The organism is Streptomyces himalayensis subsp. himalayensis (assembly GCF_013778455.1).
Lineage (GTDB): Bacteria > Actinomycetota > Actinomycetes > Streptomycetales > Streptomycetaceae > Streptomyces > Streptomyces himalayensis.
Genome location: NZ_JACEHE010000055.1, coordinates 1 through 20381, shown reverse-complemented (window position 1 = coordinate 20381; position 20381 = coordinate 1). Strand labels below are relative to the sequence as shown.

The window sequence follows — 20381 nt, the reverse complement described above, 5'->3', positions numbered from 1 at the left end:
GCCGGACCGTGTCTGCATCCATGGAGACGCCGATCGCTGTTGTGGGAATCGGCTGCCGGTTCCCGGGTGGGGTGGAGAGTCCGGGCGGACTGTGGCGGCTGGTGGCCGAAGGCCGCTCCACGGTCGGGCCGGTGCCGGCCAACCGGTGGGACGCCGCGCGCCTGGCCTCCTTACATGACCCTGACCTGGCGGCGCGGGCCGGGAGGGGCTGCTTCCTCGAGGGGGATGTGTGGGCGTGGGACCCGGAGGCCTTCTCGGTGGCTCCTGCGGAGCAGCGGTGGGTGGATCCGCAGTTCCGGGTGCTGGCCGAGGTGGCCTGGGAGGCGGTGGAGCATGCGGGCATTCCCGTGGATGCTCTGCGGGGGTCGCGGACCGGGGTGTTCATGGGCACCTATGCACCGGACAACCTGTTCCGCGAGGCACGTCCGGTTCAGGACGCGCCGAACAGCCCATATTTGTTCGGGAACTTCACAGCTGGTGCGGCCGGTCGGGTGGCCTTCGCGATGGACTTGCGCGGACCGGTGATGGTGGTCAGTACGCACTGCTCCTCCGGGCTGGTCGCCTTGGACAGTGCCTGCGGGGCGCTGACGCTGGGCGAGTGCGATGCCGCGCTGGCCGGTGCGGTGCTGTTGATGCTCTCGCCCGAGACTCACTTCTACGAGGCGCCATTACTGCTGTCCCAGCGCGGAGCCTGCCACGCCTTCGACTCCCGCGCGGACGGCTACGTCCGGGGCGAGGGCGCCGGCGTGCTGATGCTCAAGCGCCTGGCGGACGCGCGCCGGGACGGCGACCGCGTTCTCGCGGTGATCCGGGGGAGCTCGGTCAACAACGACGGGCAGGCCAGCCGGCTGACCGCACCCTCGACCGTGATGCAGCAGCAGTTGTTCCGCCGGACCGTGGAGCAGGCCGGGATCGACCCCGGGGAGGTCGGGCTGGTCGAGGCGCACGGGCCGGGCACCGCAGTGGGCGATCCCATCGAGTACACGTCCATCAACGCCATATACGGCAAAGGCCGGGGCCGGTGCGCGCTGGGCTCCATCAAGACGAACATCGGGCACAGTGAGCCGGTCTCCGGCATCGCCGGGGTCATCAAGAGCGTCGAATGCCTGCGGCGCGGACAAATCCCGCAAAATCTGAACTTCCGCACCTGGAACCCGGCGATCAACCGTGAAGAGAAGTCGCGGTTGTTCGTCCCGACGGAGCTGACCTCGTGGCCGGTCCCCGGCCCGTCGCGGCTCGCGGCGGTGTGCTCGTACGGGGTGACCGGCACCAACGCCCACGTGATCCTGGAAGCGGCACCCATCGTGCCCCGGCACCGCGCTCCGCGTTCGCAGCGGGCCAGTGAGGATGCGGGACGCCGGCTGTTCCTGCTGTCCGGGCACTCCCCGCAGGCGCTGACCGAGGGCGCCTTTCGGCTTGCCGCCTGGCTGGAGGCCGACGGAGCCGGCGCCGTGTTGGGGGATGTGGCGCATACCCTCGCGGTGCGCCGCGGGCATGCGGACCACCGGCTGGGCATCGTCGCCCGCGACCGGCGCGAACTGGCCGCCCGCGCCCGGGCTTTCGCCGCCCAGGAGCCGGTCGAGGGGGTGGTCAGCGGGGTGCCGCGGCTCTCCCCCGGCCATGCGGGGCCGGTTTTCGTCTTCACCGGCCAGGGCTCACAGCGTCCCGGTATGTGCCGGCAGTTGCTGGCCGCCGAGCCGGTGTTCACCGCGGTGATCGATGAACTTGATCCGCTGATCGAGGCAGAAGCGGGTTTCTCCCTGCGCGAGGTCATCGAACATCCGCAGCGCCTCAGGGGGCTGGAACGCATCCAGCCCGCCCTCTTCGGTGTCCAGGTCGCGCTGGCCGCCCTGTGGCGCTCCTGGGGAGTTGAGCCGTCTGCGGTCATCGGTCAGTCATTGGGCGAGGTCGCCGCGATGGTGGTCGCCGAGGGCCTGAGCCCGGCTGACGGGGTGAAGGTGATCTGCCGCCGCTCCGCCCTGCTCGCCACCATCTCCGGCGGTGCGATGGCATCGGTCATGCTCGGCGCCGCCGAGGTGGCGGCCACGATCGAAGAGGCGGGGGCGGACGGGGTATCGCTCGGCGTGCTCACCTCCCCCTCGATCACCGTGATCTCCGGCGACGCCGCCCAGGTCAACGCACTGGTCGAACGCTGGGAAGGTCAAGGAGTGGTGGCACGGTTGATCGATGTCGAGGTGGCCTCCCACTCCTCGCAGGTCGACCCGGTCCTGGACCGTCTGCGCACCGCACTGGCCGATGTCCCCGAGGCCCGTCCCCGCATCCCCTTCTACTCCACCGTCAGCGCCGACCCCGCGGCACCGGGCCCGGTGGACGGCGCGTACTGGGTGCGCAATCAGCGCGATCCCGTACGTTTCCACGCCGCGGTCTCCGCAGCGCTGACCGCGGGGCACCGGCTGTTCATCGAATGCACCGCCCACCCCCTGGCCGTCCGCCCGATCCTGGACACCGCCCGCCACGACAGCACCCGCGACGTGATCGCGGTCGGCACCCTGCGCCAGGGCACAGATGACCAGGAGACGTTCCTGACCCACCTCGCTGCTGTGCACACGGCCGGCTACGACGGCATCGACTTCCATGCCCGCTACGGTCAGGGGGAACTGGTCGACGTGCCGGTCACCGCCTGGCACCGCACCCGGCACGGCGGCGACCAGCCCCCTTACCAGCTGGTCGCACCGAGCCTGCCAGGTGCCAGGCAGCATCCGCTGCTCGGCGGCCACGTGCACGATCCTGAGCACCCGGAGCGCCACTTGTGGCAGACACCGGTCGGCCCGAACCGGCTGCCCTGGCTGGGTGACCACCGGGTGGCCGACGTGCCGGTGCTGCCCGGCACGGGATTCGTGGAGATGATGCTGGCCGCGGCCGGCCAGGTCTTCGCTACCACGGCTGTCACCGCCCGGGAGGTGGAGGTGCTGCACCCCCTGGTCCTGGACCCGGAACCACAGGTCACCACGCGGCTGGTCCGCGCGGACGGCACCGCCCGTGTCGAGATCCTGTCCCGGTCCGGCACCGAGGTGACCGTCCATGCCCGGGGCACCGTGCTCCCGCGCGGTGACGGCCCCCGGTCCCCGGCACTGACCCATGACCAACTCGGCCTGGACGACTGGCAGGACAGCGAGCCCACGGAATTGCACCGGGTCTTCCGCGAGCGGCACAACGTCCACCATGGCCCGGCCTTCACGGCCATCGACCGCATCCGGGTCCACCCCACCCGGGACGCGGCCCGGGCCTGGTTGCGCATCCACGACACAGCGCGGGTCTCGGCCTGGGCCATGACACTGCACCCGGCCCTCGCCGACCAGGTGGTGCAGAGCGCGGTGGCTGCCTGGTTGGCGCATTACCGACTCACCCCGGGCCCCGTGGTCGTCGCCGGGTTCGACGAGGTCACCGTGTGTGGCACCACCGCGCACACTCGGCTGGTCGCCATCGATGTGCACCAGGCCGATGATCTGGGCTGCACCGCATCGGGCCGCCTGGCCACCGCCGACGGTACGGTGGTCGCCGAGATCCGGGGCCTGCAGGTACGCAATATCACCCCACCCGTCCAGCGGTTCGGGGTCCGGCTGACCCGCCTGTGCTGGGAACCCCTACCCGCGGCAACCCCGCGCCGCCGATGCACCACCACCCCGTGGACGGTCCTCACCGCCGACGACAGCGCCTGGCCCGCCGATCTCGCCCTGGAGCTGGATCGACAGACCGCTGGGTGCCGCTTGAGCCCCCTGACCGCCGCGCTCGGGCAGCCGGATGCACTGGACGGAACCAGCGGTGTCGTCCTCGCCGCCGGGGACGGTAACGCCGACGACATGGCAGCTGCGGCACATGAGCTGACCTCTGGCGCGGTGACGCTCATCCAGCACCTGGCGGCTCTCGAACGACCGCCCCGGCTTTGGGTGGTGGCTCGAGAGGGCACCAGTCCCGGTGCGGCAGCACTGCGCGGGTTGCTGCGTGTCGCCGCGTACGAACATCCGGAACTGGCCGCGAGCCACCTGGAGTTCACCACGGCCGTTCCATACGAGCAGGTACTGGACGAACTCCTCGACCCCGACCAGCCGATCACCGAGATCAGGCTGCGGCCTGACGGGCGCCACATCGCCCGCGTAGTCCCCGGCCCGGCGACGGCCATCGACTTCCCCCCTGTCCCCGACACCCCCGTTCGCCCCGGCACGGCCTATCTGGTCACCGGGGGCCTGGGCGGTCTGGGCCTGCTCACCGTCGACTGGCTCGCGGGGCGCGGCGCCGCACGCGTCGTGGCCAACGGCCGCAGCACCCCGTCACCCACCCTGCAGGCTCACCTGGACGCACTGCGCAGGGCGGGCACCGACATCTCCGTCGTTCAAGGGGACATCGCCGATCCGGCCGTCGCTCGCGAGACGGTCGCGGCCGCAACTCGCGGCGGGCTCGCACTGCGCGGCGTGCTGCACGCCGCCGGCGTCGTCGAGGACGCCACCCTGGCCAACCTCGACCACGAACTGCTGGAGCGGGTTTGGCGCGGCAAAGCCGACGGAGCCTGGGCCCTGCACCATGCCACCGCGGGCTTGGAGCTGGACTTCTTCGTCCTCTACTCCTCCGTGGCCGCGTTGATCGGGTCCCCCGGGCAGGGCGCCTACGCCGCCGCCAACGCCTTCCTCGACGCCCTCGCCACTCACCGCAGGGAGCGGGGGCTCGTCGCAACCAGCATCCAGTGGGGAGCATGGAGCCAGGTCGGGCGTGGACAGCACCTCGGCGACCGCGGATTCGCCACCATCACCCCCGCCGACGGCATCGACGCCCTCGAACGCATCCTGGCCGCCGACTGCCATCAGACCGCCTACTCCCCGTTGGACGTCGACCAATGGACGTCCCCCTACCCCGGGGTGCGTGACTCCACCCTGCTGACCGGACTGCTCACCGCGGACGTCGGCAGGCCGCAGGAGGGATCCGCGATACGGGACCAGCTGGTGGGCGCCGACAGCCTGCCGCACCGCAGGGAGATCCTGGAGTCCTTCATCATCGCCACCGTACGCGATCTGCTGGGCGGCACGACCAGGCACATCGGCCCGCACACCAGCTTGGTCCTCCTCGGCCTGGACTCCCTCGGCGCCATCCAGCTCCAACAACGCCTCCAACGAGCCCTGCGCACCGAGATGAAACCCGGCGTGATCTGGGTCAAACCCAGCGCGGCCGCCCTCGCCGACTGGCTCCTTGAACACATCGGCCTCGGCCACAAGGAGTAGGGAGACGGCATCGTGACTGTCCCTCCTCGGCGGACACCGGACCCTGATGGTGCAGGCGACATGTGCGGCGATCGCACCATCGGGGCCCGGCTCCCACGCCCATCGGGCGCGGCCCCTGGACGCCGTGGACCGGTGAGGGCCGCACCCAGGTTCCTCACCGGCAGCGGTGACACAACCGAGGCACCCGCTGCCATGGCAGACCAGACGACGTCGCCCGCCCCCAGCACCTCAGCAGCCGAACGCCCACACGCTCCAGCCGGAAGCCGCTGGCGCTGCGCGTCCGTGTACTGGGCCGCCTTCGGGGTGCTCTGCCTTGCCGTCCAGATCTGGGTCTTCGCCCGCTGGGCCGCCGACGGCAACTTCCACGCCTATCCCTCAGGCGGCTACGAGATCTCGCCGGCCCGGAAGGTCATCACGCATGTGACCCAGGTTCTCGACGTCACAGTGATCACCGCGCTGGCCGTGCTGCACTGGCGGCAGAGCCGCGCCCTGGGCCGGGTGAACCTGGAAGCGGCTCTGCTCGTCGGCCTGGCCACCACCTTTTGGACGAGTCCATACGCCGGGTCGTACCGCTTTGCCGCGGGCAACAACCGCTACGACCTCAACGTCGTGAGCTGGGGGCCGTACCTGCCCGGCTGGAACGGGGAATTCCCCGCCGCCGAGTCCTTCGTCATGCAGCTGGCCTTCCCGCTCTTCCAGGTGTGGATCGTCATCGCGCTGTTCCTCGTCCGGCTGCTGCGCCGCCACCGGCAGCACTGGAGCCGGGCACGGACGCTCACGGCGATCACGCTGGCGTTCTTCGTGCTCGATCCGCTGCTCACCCAGACGTACACCCGCCTTGGCGGGTTCTCGTATCCGCGGGCTCTGCCGCACCTCACGCTGTTCGAGGGCGAGTGGTACCAGACACCCCTGAGCTCCGTCTTCGGCGTGATCTTCTTCTACGTCGTACCCGTCAGCGCGATGGTCCTGTACGCGAAGAGAGGCCAGGAAGTCCACCTCTTCCAGGGCTCACTGGAGCTACCACGGCGCAGCCAGCCGTGGGTGCGGCTGCTCGCCGGAGTCGGCCTCATGAACGCCGCGACCGTGCTGTTCCAGATGCTGATGCTGGGCTCCGCCGCGGTCGGCTACTACGTGGAGACACCGAGCTGGCTGGACCGGCCCACATGGTGACCGCCCCCCCGACGACCGCTCCGGCCCGGGTACACGGGAGGAACTGGCAGCGGCCGGGGCGGCCCAAGGACCACCCGCAGCTCCACAGCGAGAAGGGACCCACCAGCATGAAGCAACACGCAACCGGCGCCCGTCCGTGCCATGCGATCGTGCTCGGTGGCGGCTTCGCCGGTCTTCTGGCCGCCCATGTCCTGGCCAGGCACGACGCCCAGGTCACCATCATCGACCCCGACCCGATCCGCGATGCGTCGCCCTACCGCAGGGGTACGCCCCAGGCGCGGCACCCGCACGGCATGCTCCACCGCGGGGCGACTGTCCTCGAGGGGATCTTCCCCGGGTTCAGCGACGAACTGATCCGCCGCGGTGCCCCTGTTTTCGACTTCGGCGAAGGAGCCAGGGTTCTCTTCCCCTCCGGGTGGGCGAGCCCGGTGACCTCACACGTGCGTCATCACGCGGCCAGCAGGCCACTGCTCGAATCGGTTCTGCGGGAGCGGGTTCTTAGCCATCCAGCCATCGAGATCGCAGACGGAACCTGGGCCGACGGCCTGGTGTGGCGGGACGGACAGGTCACCGGAATCCACGACACCGAAGGGGAACGCCGGCTGGCAGACCTCGTGGTCGACGCCACCGGCAGGACGTCCCGACTCACCGACTGGCTCACCTCGGCCGGCCTGCCTCCTCCCGCCCCGAGGCGCGTGCGCGCCCAACTCTCGTATACCTCACGCCTGTTCGCATGCACCCCGAAGTACACACCCGCATGGCAGGTGACCGCCGAGCTCACCTACGCCCCGCACTTGCGGCGCGGAGCAGTGGCCGTCCGGATCGAGGAGAACCGGATCCAACTCACCCTGATCGGCGCGGACGGTGAACGGGCCCCCCGCGATGACGAAGGCTTCCGCCGGTATGCGGCCGGGCTGCGCAGCCCGCACCACCTCGAAGTGATCTCCCGCGCGCTACCACTCGGCGCCATCTATCGCTATGGGGGCCTGGACAACTGCTGGCGCCTCTACCACCGCATGCGGCACTGGCCCGAGGGACTGATCGCGATCGGCGACGCCGTCTGCACCCTCAACCCCGTCTACGGCCACGGCATGACCGTCGCGGCCCTCGAAGCGGAGATCTTGAACCGGTTGCTGGGCCGGCTACGGGACTGCCGGGCTCCAGGATTCGGCCATGCCTTCCAACAGGCCCTTCCCACTGCGATCCGCACCCCATGGCAGCTCGCCGCGTACTCCGACATCGGATGGCAGGACACCGGTCGTCGCACTCCGGCGCTCCTCGCCCACCGGACAGTGCGCCGGATCATCGACCGCATGCCCGCCGACCCGGACCTGTACCGCCGTTTCATCAAGGTGCAGAACCTCACGGCCCATCCAGCCACCCTCGCTCCACCCGCGGTCTTGCACAGGAAACCACGGCATCCCATCGGAACGTCGGCGCCCCCTCCGTGACGGTTGCCCCTCTCGCGAAGGACGGCGCCCGACCACCCGATGAGACCGAGCCTTCGGGCTGACTTCGTCAGGTGCGGCACCTGCGCCTGTGGTCGCCGAGCGGGCAGCCGCGCAAGTGAAAGGACACGGATGAACACCGGAAACCCCGCCCAGGCCGCTCCCGGCCCCGGGCACCCTCCCACTTCACACAGCAGCACTTCACCGGACTCCGCGCCTGCACCGCTCAAGCCGCGCTGGATGATCGCGCCCGTCTTCTGGGCCGGATTGGGTGTGGTGTGCCTCCTGGCACAGGCCTGGGTGTTCGCTCGCTGGGCCGCCGACGGGAACTTCCACGCCTACCCGTCCGGGGGCTACGAGATGCCCCGGGCGCTGAAGATCAGCACAATGACGCTGGAGGTAGTGGTCGCCGTGGCCATCATCGCAGCGGCCGTGCTGCTCTGGTGGCTGTCACGCAAAGCGGGTCATGTCACCTTGTACACAGCCCTGTTCGCCGGATACATGCTGTGCTTCTGGACCAACCCCTACTCCGGGGCCGTCCATCACGCAGCCGGGCACAACAGGTACAGCCTGAACGTGGTGTCATGGGGCTCCTACCTTCCCGGCTGGCACGGCCCGCTGCCCCAGATCGAAAGCTTCGTCCTCAACGCGTCCTATCCCGTGTCACTGATCTGGGCCGTCATCGGGGTGGCCGTCGCCGAACGGCTCAGGCGATGGCGGCCGTCTTGGAGCCGTGCCAGGGTGGCCACCCTCACCGCATTGATCATCTTCTTCGTCGACATCCCGCTGGAGACGGCCTATATGCGGCCGGGCGGGTGGGCCTACCCACGCGCCCTCCCTTACCTCACCCTCTTCGAGGACAGCTGGTACCGCATCCCTCTCACCTCGCCCTTCACCATGGTTGTGTTCGTCACGATGCCTGTCGTGCTGATGTACCTGTACGCCAAGCCCGGCAACGAGGTCTGGCTGCTGGAAGGCTCCCTGCAGCTGCCTCAGCGCGTCCGCACGCCGATCCGGCTGCTCGCGGGCATCGGGTTCATCAACCTCAGCATGATGGCTTTCCAATGGTTCATGGTTCTGGCCTCGCTCGTCAGCTACCCAGCAGGGCTGCCGAGCTGGATCGACCGGCCCCACACCTAGTAGGGCTTGGTCAGGTTCAGTCGTGAGTGGCGTGTCTTATCGCCGGTGGGCGGCGTTGGGACGGTGTGACACCTGGGGAGACGGCCGAGGTCCGGGAGGACCTGGAGGCGTTCACGGCGGAATTGTTCGAGGCTTTCTCGCGTGCTGATCAACGGCGTTGGGAGCGGGCGTATGTGCGCGGGTTGCTGCTGGACGGGCGGCGCAAGTCGGTGGAGCCGATGGCGGCCCGGCTGGGTGAGGACGGCAACGGCAGGCGCTGGCCTACTTCGTGACGACCAGCCCGTGGGATCCGGCGCACGTTCGCGCCCGTCTGGCATGGACGATGCAGGAAGCGATCCAGCCGGCCGCGTTGATCGTCGATGACACGGGCTTCCTCAAGGACGGCGACGCCTCCGCGTGCGTGTCCCGGCAGTACACCGGCACCGCGGGCAAGGTCACCAACTGCCAGGCGGGCGTGTCGCTGCATCTGGCCGACGACCATGCCTCGGCCGCGATCGACTGGCGGCTGTTCCTGCCCGCCTCCTGGGATCCCTCCTCGCCGCAGGCGGATGCGGCCAAGCTGGCCCGCCGAGTGCAGTTCTGGCTGTCCAACCTGCCCTCCGGAACGCCTCTGACCACACTCGTGCGGCTGGCCAAGCTCCGCTGGCGCATCGAGCACGACTATCGGGAGATGAAACAGGCCCTGGGCCTGGCCAACTTCGAAGGCCGCACCTGGAACGGCTGGCACCACCACGTCACCCTCGTCTCGGCCGCCCATGCCTTCTGCACACTGCAGCGACTGGCACGAGCCCCAAAAGAAGCGGCGCCGGACTGAGCCTCTACCAGGTCGTCCGCGAACTGCAGACACTCCTCGCCATCTGGGCCGGCGCCTGCCCCACCTGCCACCGCGACATACCCACCCCGATACCGACCTGACCAAGCCCTACTAGGGCCTGTTGCGAAAGTGGATCCTCTGTCAGACCTGCCTGGGATGCTCCGAGCATGGAGATGACAGTGCAGCTGACGATCGACTGCTCCGATCCGCAGAGAATGGTGACTTTCTGGGCCGAGGCCCTGGGCTACGTGCCTGAGCCTCCGCCGGGCGGGCACGCCACGTGGCGTGCTTACTGGGCGGCGGTGGGGGTGCCCGAGGCAGAGTTGCCGGCCGGTGCCGGGGACATTCCGGAGTCGATCATCGATCCCGCGGGACGTGGACCGAGGGTGTGGTTCCAGCAGGTTCCGGAGCCGAAGGCCGCCAAGAACCGGTGGCACTTCGACCTGAAGGTCGGTGGGGGCCGTGACGTCCCACTGGACCTCCGCACACAGCGGGTCAAGGCTACGGTGGAACGGCTGGTCAAAGCTGGTGCCACCGTGCTGCGGAGGCAACGAATTCGACGTCGTCTGAGGGCCGTTGCGACGGTGCTGGTCACAGCCACTCGTTCACGGCTGCGACCAGCACGGTCGCCTCGTAGCGGACGGAGAGCTTGTCGTACCTCGTGGCCACTGCCCGGTGCCTTTTCAGTCGGTTGATCCCGCACTCGACCGCATGGCGCTCGCGGTAATCCACCGCGTCGAAACGCGGCGGTCGGCCGCCACGGGAGCCGAGCTTCCTGCGGTTGCGGGCCTGGTCAGCCTTGTATGGGATGGTGCAGCGGATTCCACGGCGGCGCAGGTAGGCGCGGTTCTTACGCGAGGAGTACGCCCGATCGGCGCGTACTCGATCGGGGCGGACGCGTGGCCGGCCCGATCCGATGCGGGGTACGCGGACATTCTCCAGCACGGGCTCGAATTGCGGCGAGTCGCCGCACTGCCCGGCCGTCACCACGATCGACATGGGCTTTTGGCCCTGCTCGACAGCCACGTGCAGCTTGGTGGTGAACCCGCCGCGTGAGCGTCCCAGCCCGTGATCACAGGGCTCAGCCAGCACTCCGCCCGGTGGTTCCTTCTCACCAGAAGGCGGCGAGTCTCTCCGGATCGTGGCAGTCAACGGCCAACTCGGTGAACCTACTTGTCATGACTCTCCCAGATAGTGCGGACGGGACTCAGAGCATTGGCCCGTGTCGCCCTCGATCGCACTGGACCTGTCGCGCGGACGGCACCTGCTGATCTCGGCGGTGCTGTGCGGAGCCGCCGCCTGCGTCGCCCTGCGGTTCTGTCTGCCCGGCCCGGACACCGCGCCCGCACAGGACACCGACACCGAGGCGAACCCGCACCGGCAGCAGCAGACTCGCTCCGGACTGCGCACCGGATGGGTACTGGCCGCACTCGTCGTCATCGCCACGGCCGGCACGCTCGTCGAGGACGCGGGCAGCTCCTGGGCCACCGTCTACCTCTCCGACTCGCTGCACGCCTGGGTCACCCTGGCGGCCTGCGGCTACATCGCCCTGGTGGCAGCGCAGTTCGTCGGCCGCCTCCTCGGCGACCGGCTCGTCGACCGGTTCGGGCAGCGCACCGTGGCCCGGGTCGGCGGGCTCGTCGCTGCGGCCGGCATGGGCCTGGCGCTGGTCGTGCCCACCGTGCCCGGCACGATCCTCGGCTTCGCCGCGGCCGGCTTCGGTGTGGCCACGCTGGTGCCGGCGGCCATGCATGAGGCCGACCAACTGCCCGGCCTCAAGCCGGGATCGGGACTGACGATCATCTCCTGGCTGATGCGCCTGGGCTTCCTGCTCTCCCCGCCGATCGTCGGGCTTGTCGCCGACGCCACCAGCCTGCGCGCGGGCTTGATGGTGGTACCCCTCGCCGGACTGCTCGTCATCCTGCTGGCCGGAGTGCTCAGCAACCGCCTCCCGTAGCCCTCGGGGCGGCACGGAACCATCCACGCCCCAGAGAGTACGATCGTACGCTCTCGGGTGTATGCTCGCCCGCATGCCGACGGACTACTTCGCGGGCGACCCACGCACCAACCTGCAGCGCATGGCGGCGGGCGATCTCTACATCGCCGACGACCCCGAGATCGCCCGCCGCCAGCAGCAGGCCGTGCACCTCGCCACCCGCTACCAGGCCGCCTACGCCGAAGACGCCGAGGCGGCCCGGCCGGTCCTCGCCGAACTGCTCGGCTCCCTGGGCGAACAGGTACACGTACGGCCGCCGCTGTACGTCGACTACGGCAGCAACATCTCCATCGGGGCGCGCACCTTCGTCAACTACAACCTGACCGCGCTGGACGTCGCGACGATCACCATCGGCGAGGACTGCCAGATCGGCCCTCACGTCCAACTCCTCACTCCCACACACCCGTTGGAGCCGGAGCCCCGGCGGGACAAGCTCGAAGCTGCCAAGCCGATCACCATCGGCAACAACGTCTGGCTCGGCGGCGGAGTGATCGTGTGCCCCGGGGTGACCATCGGCGACAACTCCGTCATCGGCGCCGGAGCCGTCGTCACCAAGGACGTCCCCGCGAACACCGTCGCCGTCGGCAACCCCGCCCGAGTGGTACGCAACCTCTAGGTCTGTCGCCATGGCCACCGGACACACCGACCCACAGCGGCGCGAGCGCATCATCACCGCCACCCTCGACCTCATCGCCGAGGAGGGCATCGCCCGCGTCTCTCACCGCAAGATCGCCACGCGCGCCGGCGTGCCCCTGGGATCGATGACCTACCACTTCAGCGGCATGGACGACCTGCTGCGCGAAGCCTTCGGCCGCTTCACCGACCACATCGTCGCTGTCTTCGACGCCCACCTGACGGCCCCGGCCGACCCCGGTCAAGCCAGAGAGGCGGTGGCCGACCTCGTGCACGCCCTGTCCGAGGGAAGCCAGCGCGACCTCGTACTCGCCCAGGAGCTGTACACCCTCGCCGCCCGCCAGCCCGCCTACCGGAAACTCACCCAGGAATGGATGCGCCGCAGCCGCGTCCATCTGGAGAAGCACTTCGACCCTGCCACCGCACGTCAGCTCGACGCCCTCATCGAAGGCCTGGCCCTCCACCGCGCCCTGGCCTCCGAGCCGCACGACCGTGCCCTCACACTCGAAGCGATCACCCGCATCACCACCACCGGCAGCCAGACCCCCTGACCGCCCGTGCGGCACAAACGTGACCGCTGTGTCCCACGGCCAAGCCTCAGCCATCCCAGGGCAGATCTACGGATCCGCTTGGCACGTCCGGGTTACTGGCTGCCTTCCCGCTTCGACCTCCATGAGGATGCCACCTAACTCCAGTTACAGTTCGCTATTCCTGCTGGTCATGGGCGTGTTCGCGAGTTGAAATTGGTTGATGTGCCGTCAGGTGGCGGGAGTTCGTGACTTCGGGTGCGGCGGCGTTAGTGACAGCGGCGTGCGGTGGCCTGGTGACGGCGGCGCCGGCGAGACCAGTTCAGTGCGTGGCGTGTGCGCCGAAATGTCGTCAGCGTGGGGCGGCCAGCTGCCAGGAGTCGCCGGATTCCCGCCGCTGTGAGCGGGGCGAGATCGCCGGAACGCGTTCGATCCGGCGTCAATGCCAGGGATGCCCGACTTCCTGCGCAGGGCCGCCCAGTTCACCGAGTACCAGCTCCTGGCGGGGCCTCGGGATGCCGACATCCCGAGGATTCGTCAACTCGGATACCGGCCCGAGGACGCGAGAGGGTCAGCCAGAGCAGAGTCGACTGGGAAACCTTCTACGCCGATCTGCTGGCCGGCGAGCCCATCAGCAGATCAGAGCTGCGGGTGCGCGTCCAGGCCCGCGAAATTCGTCCACGCACATCAAGAACTCCTTCGCGATCTGTGCGCCGAGTACCAGCTGGACCTGCTGCGGCCGCACCGTCAGCCCCGCCGGACCGCCCCGAGCTGGGCCCGGTGCAGGTCTGAGGCGGTGAATCGCTGCGCCACCGTGCGCAGGACGCGGGCCATCGCCTGGGCGGGTGGGGTGGCGGGGCGTGCCGCGGCGCGTGCGAGGAGGATGCGGCGGGTGGGGGCCGGGACGTCGGAGGCGAACGGCAGGAGGCGTACGTCGCTGCGTCGGCTGGTGAGGGCCAGGCGGGGTGCGAGCGCGATGCCGAGACCGGCGGCGACCATGGCCTGCGCCTCCTGGTAGTCGTGCGAGGAGTAGGCGATGCGCGGCTCGAATCCCGCCTGGCGACAGCTTCGGCGCAGGACGTCGGCGACGGGGTGGTTGTCGGCGCGGATGATCCACTCCTGGTCGGCGAGGTCGCCGAGGCGCACGGAGGGATGGGTGCGCAGGGGTGAGTCGGCAGGGACGACCAGCACCGTGGGGTCGTCCAGCAGGTGGGTGAGGGCGAGCGCCGGATCGTCGAGGCGGTTCCATTCGTAGTCCCAGAGCAGCCCCTGCTCCACCTCGCCGGTGTGCAGCATCTCCCTGAGCTCCGCGAGGACTCCGGCGCGTACCTCGATACGGATGCCGGCGTGGCGACGTCGGAAACGCGTGAGCGCCAGCGGCAGCAGGGACGCGCTCGCCGTGGGGAAGGAACCGAGCCGCAAGGTGCCCTGGTCGAGGGCGGTGAAGGAGTCCAGGTCGGCCTGGGCGGCACGGAGTTCCCGCCGGATGGCCTGACCGCGTTCGGCCAGCGCGGCACCCGCCGGGGTGGGGCGGATACCGCGTGGCAGCCGCTCGATGAGGGGCTGCCCTGCCTCCTGCTCCAGCAGGGACATCTGCTGGGAGGCGGCGGAGGTGGTCATGCCGAGGGCTTCCGCCGCGGCAGTGAGTGAACCGCGTTCGGTGGCCTCGGTGAGCAGCAGCAGACGGCGCACGTTGAGCATGCCGTCGACTTTAGCTGAGCTAAACCCAGGTGAAGCGAACTGCGATTGTTCCGAAGTCACGCCTCTGCGAAGGTCTCCGCAATCGCCGAGCGGTTCACCGGCACGCAATGCGCCCGTCATCGCTGCCTCGGCCCTTTCCCTACCTCCGTTGATCCAGGAAGAGCCTGAAGACGTGCACATTCCCGCGACCCTGGTGCGTGGCGGCACAAGCAAGTGCTGGCTGTTCAACCAGGTCGAAGTCCCTGCCGACCGTGGCGACCTCGAAAGGCTGCTGGTCGCCGCGTACGGCGCCACCGATCCCGTGGAGCTGGACGGGGTGGGCGGGGCAACCCCCACCACCTCGAAAGCGGCCGTGGTCAGCGCCTCACCCCAGCCTGGCGTCGACGTCGACTACCTGTTCGCTCAAGTCGGCATCGGGACGGGCTCGGTGGAGTGGACGAGCAACTGCGGCAACTGCGCCACCGGCGTCGCCCTGTACGCGGTGAGCAAAGGAATGGTTCCGGTCACCGGCGACCGGACGCGCGTGGTGATGCGCAACACCAATACCGGCGCGGTCCTCGAAGGGATCGTCGACACCCCCGGAGGCGTGGTGCACCACTTCGGCCGCCAGACGGTACCCGGCACCCGTGCCGGCGGGGTCGCGGTCGGCCTCACCTTCCGCAACCCCGCCGGTACCACTGCCTCACTGCTCCCCACCGGCCAGGCCGCCCAGGACCTGCGGGTCGGCGCCGCCGAGCCGGTACGCGTGAGCATGGTGACCGCAGGAGCTCCGGTCGTCCTTGTCGACGCCGCCAGTGCCGGGCGTACCGGTGCCGAGTCACTGGAGCGGATGAGCGCAGACGTCCCCTGGCTGCGCACCGTCCGTCATGCCGCCGCACCCCTGATGGGTCTGGACCAGCCGGGCGAGGAACCGGGCGACGCGGTGCCCAAGGTGGGCCTGGTCGGGCCGCCGGTGCCGTACACCACCACCCTCGGTGAACCGATCGGTGCCGAGGACTACGACGTGTCGGTGCGCATGCTCACCATGAACGCCCCGCACCCCGCGATCGGCCTGACCTCCGCCGTCGCCGTCGCGGCGGCCGGGCTGCTGCAGGGGTCCGTGGTCTGCCGGACCACGGGCGGCCCGACCGACGAGTGGTTGCGCCTCGGCACGCCCGCCGGCGTCGTAGCGGTCCGCTGCACCGATGTGAGGGACGGCCTGCCGCACCGGGTCACCGTGCAGCGCGCGGCCCGTCTGCTCGCCGACGCCCGAATCTACGTACCGGAAGCAGGCAGCCCGCAAGCTGCCTGAGCCGCGACGAACATCACCTCGGTCAGGCCGGCTCCCAGCCGTCCGCACCGGGATACCCTCGCGCCCTCGGGGCGCGCCACCCCGTCCCCACCGCACCAAGGACAAAGATGTCTGCTGAAGTGATCTCCATAGGCGCCCTGCTGGTGATGTTCGTGGTCGGCACCGTGCTGCCGATCAACCTGGGCATCCTCGCCTTCGTCGCCACCTTCGTGGTCGGCACCGCCTCGCTCGGCCTCACCGAGGACCAGATCTTCGAGGGATTTCCGGCGAAGCTCTTCGTCACCATCGTCGGAGTCACCTACCTGTTCTCCGTCGCCCGCCGCAACGGCACCATCGACTGGCTCGTCGCGGCCGGAGTGCGGCTGGTACGCGGCAAAGTGACGCTCATCCCCTGGGTGCTGTTCCTGGTGGCCGCCCTACTGACGGCGTTCGGCACGTTCACCCCGGCCGCGGTCGCGATCCTCGCGCCGATCGGCATGAACTTCGCCTACCGCTACAAGCTCAACCCGCTGGTCGTCGGCATGATGGTGATCAGCGGCGGGCACGCGGGCGCGTTCTCCCCGCTGGCCGTCTCCGGTGCGCTGGTGCTCGGCCTCGTCGACAAGACCGATGTGCAGGTCTCCGCCGTGGCGCTGTTCAGCGCCAGCTTCGTGATCAACCTGGTGCTCTCGATCCTCACCTACGCCCTGCTCGCCAAGCGTCCCGCCCCGCTGGTCGAGGGCGCCGCCAAGGCAGCCGACGACGAGGACCTCGCCGTCTCCGGCAGGCCCGACTGGCGGCAGTGGCTCACCCTCGCCTCTCTGGTGGCCCTCGTCGTCGGCGCGCTCGGCTTCCACCTGGAGATCGGCTTCCTTGCGCTGGCTGCCGGCGCCCTGCTGGCCCTGGTGGACATGAAGCGGCAGGAGAAGGCCGTGGACGGCGTCAGCTGGTCCACCCTGCTTCTGGTCGCGGGCATGATGACGTACATCGCGATGCTGGAGAAGGCCGGCATCATCGAGGAGATCTCCGAACATGCCGCCAACCTGGGCGCCCCGCTCGTCGTCGCCCTGCTGCTGTGCTTCACCGTGGCCATCACCTCCGCCTTCGCCTCCTCCACCGCGATTCTCACAGCGATCATCCCCATCGCCGTACCGCTGCTGCTCTCCAGCCACCTCAGCGGTGCCGGACTGATCGCCGCGCTCGCCGTCTCCACGACGATCGTCGACACCTCTCCCTTCTCCACCAACGGAGCACTCGTCCTCAGCAACGCCCGTGGGGTGGACACCCGCCGCTTCTACCGCCAGGTCATCGGCTACACCGGCGGAATCGTCGCCCTCGGCCCCGTCGTCGCCTGGGGCGCCCTGGTCCTGCCCTGGTCATAGCGCAAAGACCGACGACGGACAGCGCAGGGCGCCGAGCCGCACCACGCACGGCGCCCTCCGTGCTGATCTGTGTGTGCAGGACCAGGGGGATACAGACGCAGTCGGCGACGGGCGGCATGTACCGCAGCCCAGAGCGGCTGGGCCCCGGACAGCCGCGAGATGCTCGGCTACATGCGCGCCGCCGACGAATGGGACGACAACGCCTCCGCCGGCCCCACCTGATCCCCCGCACGCAGCAGCTCAGCCCGGTCAGACCTGTTAGCCCCAACAGGCCCGACCGGGCTGACGCGTCTACGCGCTGCAGTCGGCACAGGCCGGTCCCGAAGAGGCCCGGTCAGGACTCGCGATCGTGGAGCAGTACCAGAAGTGGTTCGACGCCCTCTGGGAAGCCATCACCACGGACCTGCCGGGAACCTCCCTGCGGGCGACGAGGTCCTCCACGAGGTCCTCGGGTCGCGGGCGGCCCTGCGATTGACGATAGTTCCGGCCGAGGGCTTGCATCAGGAGGCGCTTCTGTGCCGGCGGGCAGTGCGGTGACCTGGGTGAGAAGGCCGCGGCGTACGAGCTCGGCTCGGATGCGGCGACCGGCCTTGCGCTAGGCGGCCGAGGCGGACATGACCGGCGGCGGGCACCGAACAACCATGGCCGCCTCGGGATCCGGCAGGCCCCCGCCGCACCGGGAAACCCGCCGGAGGCCCGCCGGCTCCCGGATCCCTCACCCCGCGTTGACCGCCTCATACTCTGCAAGCAGTTCGTCGAGGATGCGGTTGCCCCCGTCCCGGTGCCAGCGTTGGACGGCCTTGTCCCAGTCGGCCATGGGTTTGCGGCCTTCGATGACGGCGACGGCGGTGTCGGCGAGTGGCGTGTTGAGGGCCGCGCTGTTGCGGTCGGAGTACGTGGAGCGGAAGCCGGCCATGGGGTTCTTCTTGCCGATCTTCAGGTCCTTGGTCTGGTAGGCGTGGACGCGGCGTACCGCGCCGGGGTCGCCGGGGATGTAGGAGACGGTCGGGGGTGCGGCGAGGTATTTGACCGGGAGGGTGTTGCCGTTCTCACGGGTGGCGAGGTCGAGGAGTTTCAGGTCGCCGTTCTTGTCGCGTTCGAAGTGCTTGCCCTCGAGCCCAAAGTTGATGAGCTGGTACTCCTCGCTGCCGAAGGGGGCTGCGAGGAAGTCCAGGACGCGCAGGAGGAGTTCGGTGCGGGCCTTGGAGGTCTTCTTGATGAGGGTGTAGCCGTAGAGGGTGTTGCCTACCGCGGTGCCGGGGCCCTTGCCGAGGCCGGTGGGGGCGTGCATCAGGTCGATCTCGAACGTGCCCTTGATGGCCGGGACGGCTGCCGCGTAGGCGGGGAAGCCGTCGGGCATGCTGCGCACCGTGCCGTTGTAGAAGAGGGTCTTCATCACGGTGATGTCGGTCGTCAGGCCGTCGGGGTGGAAGACCTTGCGGCGGAACATGTCGCGGGTGAACTCGAGGGCCTGGCGGTACTCGTTGGTGGCCTCGGCCTTGATCAGCTTGTCTCCCTCGAGGGCGTAGCCGTTCGGGGCGCCGTGCCACAGGGAGTGGGCTCCCAGGTTGTAGGCGGTGCCGCCGTAGGTGCCCAGGGCGAAGTGCTTGCGGTCGGAGAGTTCGACGCAGGTGTCGACGTAGGTGTCTGCGTCCCAGCCGTCGCCGGCGAAGGCGCCGCCGGATGCCTTGGTGAACAGGTCACGGTTGGTGAGGATGGCGGTGCCGGTCACGGGCCGCACGAGGGGGATCCCGTAGATGCGGCCTGCCATGAGGCCCATCTCCTGCCAGGCGTAGGCCGGGATGTTGGCCAGGTTCGGGTACTTGAGGATGTTGTCGCCGGAGAGGTGGTCGGTGAGGTCGGTGGACTCCGAGACGGCGAAGTCGGCGACCCTGGGGTAGAAGCCGCGGACCATCATCAGGTCCGGGACCTCGCCGCTGGCCATGGTGGTGGCGATCTTCTGGCCGTGGAGTCCGCCGGGCACGATGATGAGCTTGAGGTCGATACCCAGGGCCTTGTTGAGCGCCTGCCAGAGCAGGTTCTGCTCGCGGGGCGAGGGCGGCGCCTCCCAGGTGTTGACCATGGCGGTCACTGTCTCGCCGCGTCCCGGCGTGTCGGCGACTGACCTGACGAGGTCGGACGGGTAGGTGAAGTAGCCCGCGTCGACGCCGCGGGGGTCGGCGGGCAGGTCGGGTTCGGGTATCGCGGCCGCACGGTAGGTGGGCCAGGGGGCCCTGTCGCGACCGATGTTGCTGGGGCTGACCGAGGCGGCGGTCTTGCCGCATGCGGCGACCACCAGCCAGCCGCCGATGCGCGCCGAGCGCCAGGCGGGCCGGTCCGGTTGTGCCGACGGGACGTCGACCCGGACCAGCCGGACCTCCGTTCCCGCGTGCAGCAGCGAGACGACGGTGACCACCGGCCCGGGGGCCGTGGGCTCTCTGCGACCGGAGCCGTGGTCGGGTGAGTCGTCGGCACTGACGTCGACCCAGCGCACCGATCCCCGGGAGGCGGCGGCAAGCACCCCACCGGGGAGCTCTCGGGCGAACAGACTCTCGAACCCGCTGCGGTGGCTGGCCGGCCGGCATCGTCGAGCAGCACGACCGCGTTGTCGACCGGGTCCGTCACCGACGCACCGACCAGGGCAGGAACAGTGGCTGTGGAGTGGCCCAGCCCCGCGTACAGCGGCGAGTCCGCGCATCGGTCACTGGGGCTCGCATGGTCGGTGCCGTGGTCGAGCCCACCGCGATGCCATCGCGGCGCCGTGCGCTGAGCAGCCAGCCGGGGACTTTGATCACTCGTGCGACATCCCCGGTCTCCACCGGCAGCGGCCCTTCCGGGTCCGTCCACACCGGGTGCTCCTCGGGCAGCATCAGGCCGAGCATGCCCTTGGCCCCCAGTACGGCGGGCCGGGCCCCGAGTACGCCTGGCGCATCACGGGCCAGGCGGCATGCCAGCCCAGGCTGAGCAGTCCGTTTCCGTCGGGGGCGCCGTGGTCGGTGAAGTGCCGGCTGCGACCCGGGTGCGGGCGCTGCTGGCCCGGCCGGACGCACCTTCCGGCCCGCTCAGGAT

At 69.7% G+C, this 20381-nt stretch carries 12 protein-coding genes and 5 pseudogenes; 11 read left to right on the top strand and 6 right to left on the bottom strand.

Annotation, left to right across the window (positions count from 1 at the left end; genetic code table 11):
• Window positions 1-8: 8 nt before the first annotated feature.
• From H1D24_RS40125 to H1D24_RS40100, 6 genes and pseudogenes are all read left to right on the top strand, one after another.
• On the top strand, window positions 9-5231 hold the full coding sequence (locus H1D24_RS40125) for a type I polyketide synthase (protein ID WP_181662707.1): 5223 nt from the start codon (window positions 9-11) through the stop codon (window positions 5229-5231).
• Window positions 5232-5423: 192 nt separating this feature from the next.
• Entirely contained in the window at window positions 5424-6401 is a 978-nt protein-coding gene (locus tag H1D24_RS40120; protein ID WP_181662706.1) for a spirocyclase AveC family protein, read from the top strand.
• Between the two features lie 107 nt (window positions 6402-6508).
• Window positions 6509-7852, top strand: a complete 1344-nt coding sequence (locus tag H1D24_RS40115) for an NAD(P)/FAD-dependent oxidoreductase (protein ID WP_181662705.1) — start codon at window positions 6509-6511, stop codon at window positions 7850-7852.
• A gap of 129 nt (window positions 7853-7981) precedes the next feature.
• Window positions 7982-8989, top strand: a complete 1008-nt coding sequence (locus H1D24_RS40110; protein WP_181662704.1) for a spirocyclase AveC family protein — start codon at window positions 7982-7984, stop codon at window positions 8987-8989.
• A 65-nt stretch (window positions 8990-9054) separates the two neighbouring features.
• Window positions 9055-9803: pseudogene (locus tag H1D24_RS40105) on the top strand (IS701 family transposase).
• A 167-nt stretch (window positions 9804-9970) separates the two neighbouring features.
• Window positions 9971-10360 (top strand): annotated as a pseudogene (locus tag H1D24_RS40100) (VOC family protein); the annotation flags it as partial.
• A gap of 34 nt (window positions 10361-10394) precedes the next feature.
• Here H1D24_RS40100 and H1D24_RS40095 read toward each other — a convergent pair.
• Together H1D24_RS40095 and H1D24_RS43330 are read right to left on the bottom strand one after the other, a co-directional pair.
• Window positions 10395-10916 (bottom strand): annotated as a pseudogene (locus tag H1D24_RS40095) (IS5 family transposase); the annotation flags it as partial.
• Between the two features lies 1 nt (window position 10917).
• Window positions 10918-10983, bottom strand: a pseudogene (locus H1D24_RS43330) (VOC family protein); the annotation flags it as partial.
• A 51-nt stretch (window positions 10984-11034) separates the two neighbouring features.
• Between H1D24_RS43330 and H1D24_RS40090 the strand changes: the two are divergent.
• The 3 genes and pseudogenes from H1D24_RS40090 to H1D24_RS40080 all read left to right on the top strand — a co-directional run.
• Window positions 11035-11760, top strand: a pseudogene (locus tag H1D24_RS40090) (MFS transporter); the annotation flags it as partial.
• Window positions 11761-11833: 73 nt separating this feature from the next.
• On the top strand, window positions 11834-12415 hold the full coding sequence (locus tag H1D24_RS40085) for a sugar O-acetyltransferase (RefSeq protein WP_181662703.1): 582 nt from the start codon (window positions 11834-11836) through the stop codon (window positions 12413-12415).
• 10 nt (window positions 12416-12425) lie between these two features.
• Window positions 12426-12983 (top strand): TetR/AcrR family transcriptional regulator, encoded by a 558-nt coding sequence (locus H1D24_RS40080; protein ID WP_181662702.1) that lies wholly within the window; start codon window positions 12426-12428, stop codon window positions 12981-12983.
• Window positions 12984-13706: 723 nt separating this feature from the next.
• On the opposite strand, the gene H1D24_RS40075 is transcribed toward H1D24_RS40080, so the two are convergent.
• Window positions 13707-14660, bottom strand: coding sequence for a LysR family transcriptional regulator (locus H1D24_RS40075; RefSeq protein WP_181662701.1), 954 nt, complete (start codon window positions 14658-14660; stop codon window positions 13707-13709).
• 172 nt (window positions 14661-14832) lie between these two features.
• On the opposite strand from H1D24_RS40075, the gene H1D24_RS40070 reads away from it, so the two are divergent.
• Window positions 14833-15951, top strand: a complete 1119-nt coding sequence (locus tag H1D24_RS40070; RefSeq protein ID WP_181662700.1) for a PrpF domain-containing protein — start codon at window positions 14833-14835, stop codon at window positions 15949-15951.
• Between the two features lie 107 nt (window positions 15952-16058).
• Window positions 16059-17312, top strand: coding sequence for an SLC13 family permease (locus H1D24_RS40065; RefSeq protein ID WP_220137765.1), 1254 nt, complete (start codon window positions 16059-16061; stop codon window positions 17310-17312).
• 715 nt (window positions 17313-18027) lie between these two features.
• On the opposite strand, the gene H1D24_RS40060 is transcribed toward H1D24_RS40065, so the two are convergent.
• From H1D24_RS40060 to H1D24_RS44330, 3 genes are all read right to left on the bottom strand, one after another.
• On the bottom strand, window positions 18028-19806 hold the full coding sequence (locus tag H1D24_RS40060; protein WP_309484623.1) for an extracellular solute-binding protein: 1779 nt from the start codon (window positions 19804-19806) through the stop codon (window positions 18028-18030).
• 127 nt (window positions 19807-19933) lie between these two features.
• On the bottom strand, window positions 19934-20194 hold the full coding sequence (locus tag H1D24_RS43325) for a hypothetical protein (protein WP_258564714.1): 261 nt from the start codon (window positions 20192-20194) through the stop codon (window positions 19934-19936).
• On the bottom strand, window positions 20182-20381 hold a 200-nt coding region (locus tag H1D24_RS44330; RefSeq protein ID WP_374064730.1), incomplete at its 5' end, for a DUF2264 domain-containing protein. The genes H1D24_RS43325 and H1D24_RS44330, both read right to left, overlap by 13 nt.

Bases quoted from the DNA above. Each gene is read 5' to 3' on its own strand.
- H1D24_RS40075 (WP_181662701.1), bottom strand. From the start codon at position 14,660: ATGCTCAACGTGCGCCGTCTGCTGCTGCTCACCGAGGCCACCGAACGC.
- H1D24_RS40065 (WP_220137765.1), top strand. From the start codon at position 16,059: ATGTCTGCTGAAGTGATCTCCATAGGCGCCCTGCTGGTGATGTTCGTG.
- H1D24_RS43325 (WP_258564714.1), bottom strand. From the start codon at position 20,194: ATGCTCGGCCTGATGCTGCCCGAGGAGCACCCGGTGTGGACGGACCCG.
- H1D24_RS40085 (WP_181662703.1), top strand. From the start codon at position 11,834: ATGCCGACGGACTACTTCGCGGGCGACCCACGCACCAACCTGCAGCGC.
- H1D24_RS40120 (WP_181662706.1), top strand. From the start codon at position 5,424: ATGGCAGACCAGACGACGTCGCCCGCCCCCAGCACCTCAGCAGCCGAA.
- H1D24_RS40115 (WP_181662705.1), top strand. From the start codon at position 6,509: ATGAAGCAACACGCAACCGGCGCCCGTCCGTGCCATGCGATCGTGCTC.
- H1D24_RS40110 (WP_181662704.1), top strand. From the start codon at position 7,982: ATGAACACCGGAAACCCCGCCCAGGCCGCTCCCGGCCCCGGGCACCCT.
- H1D24_RS40080 (WP_181662702.1), top strand. From the start codon at position 12,426: ATGGCCACCGGACACACCGACCCACAGCGGCGCGAGCGCATCATCACC.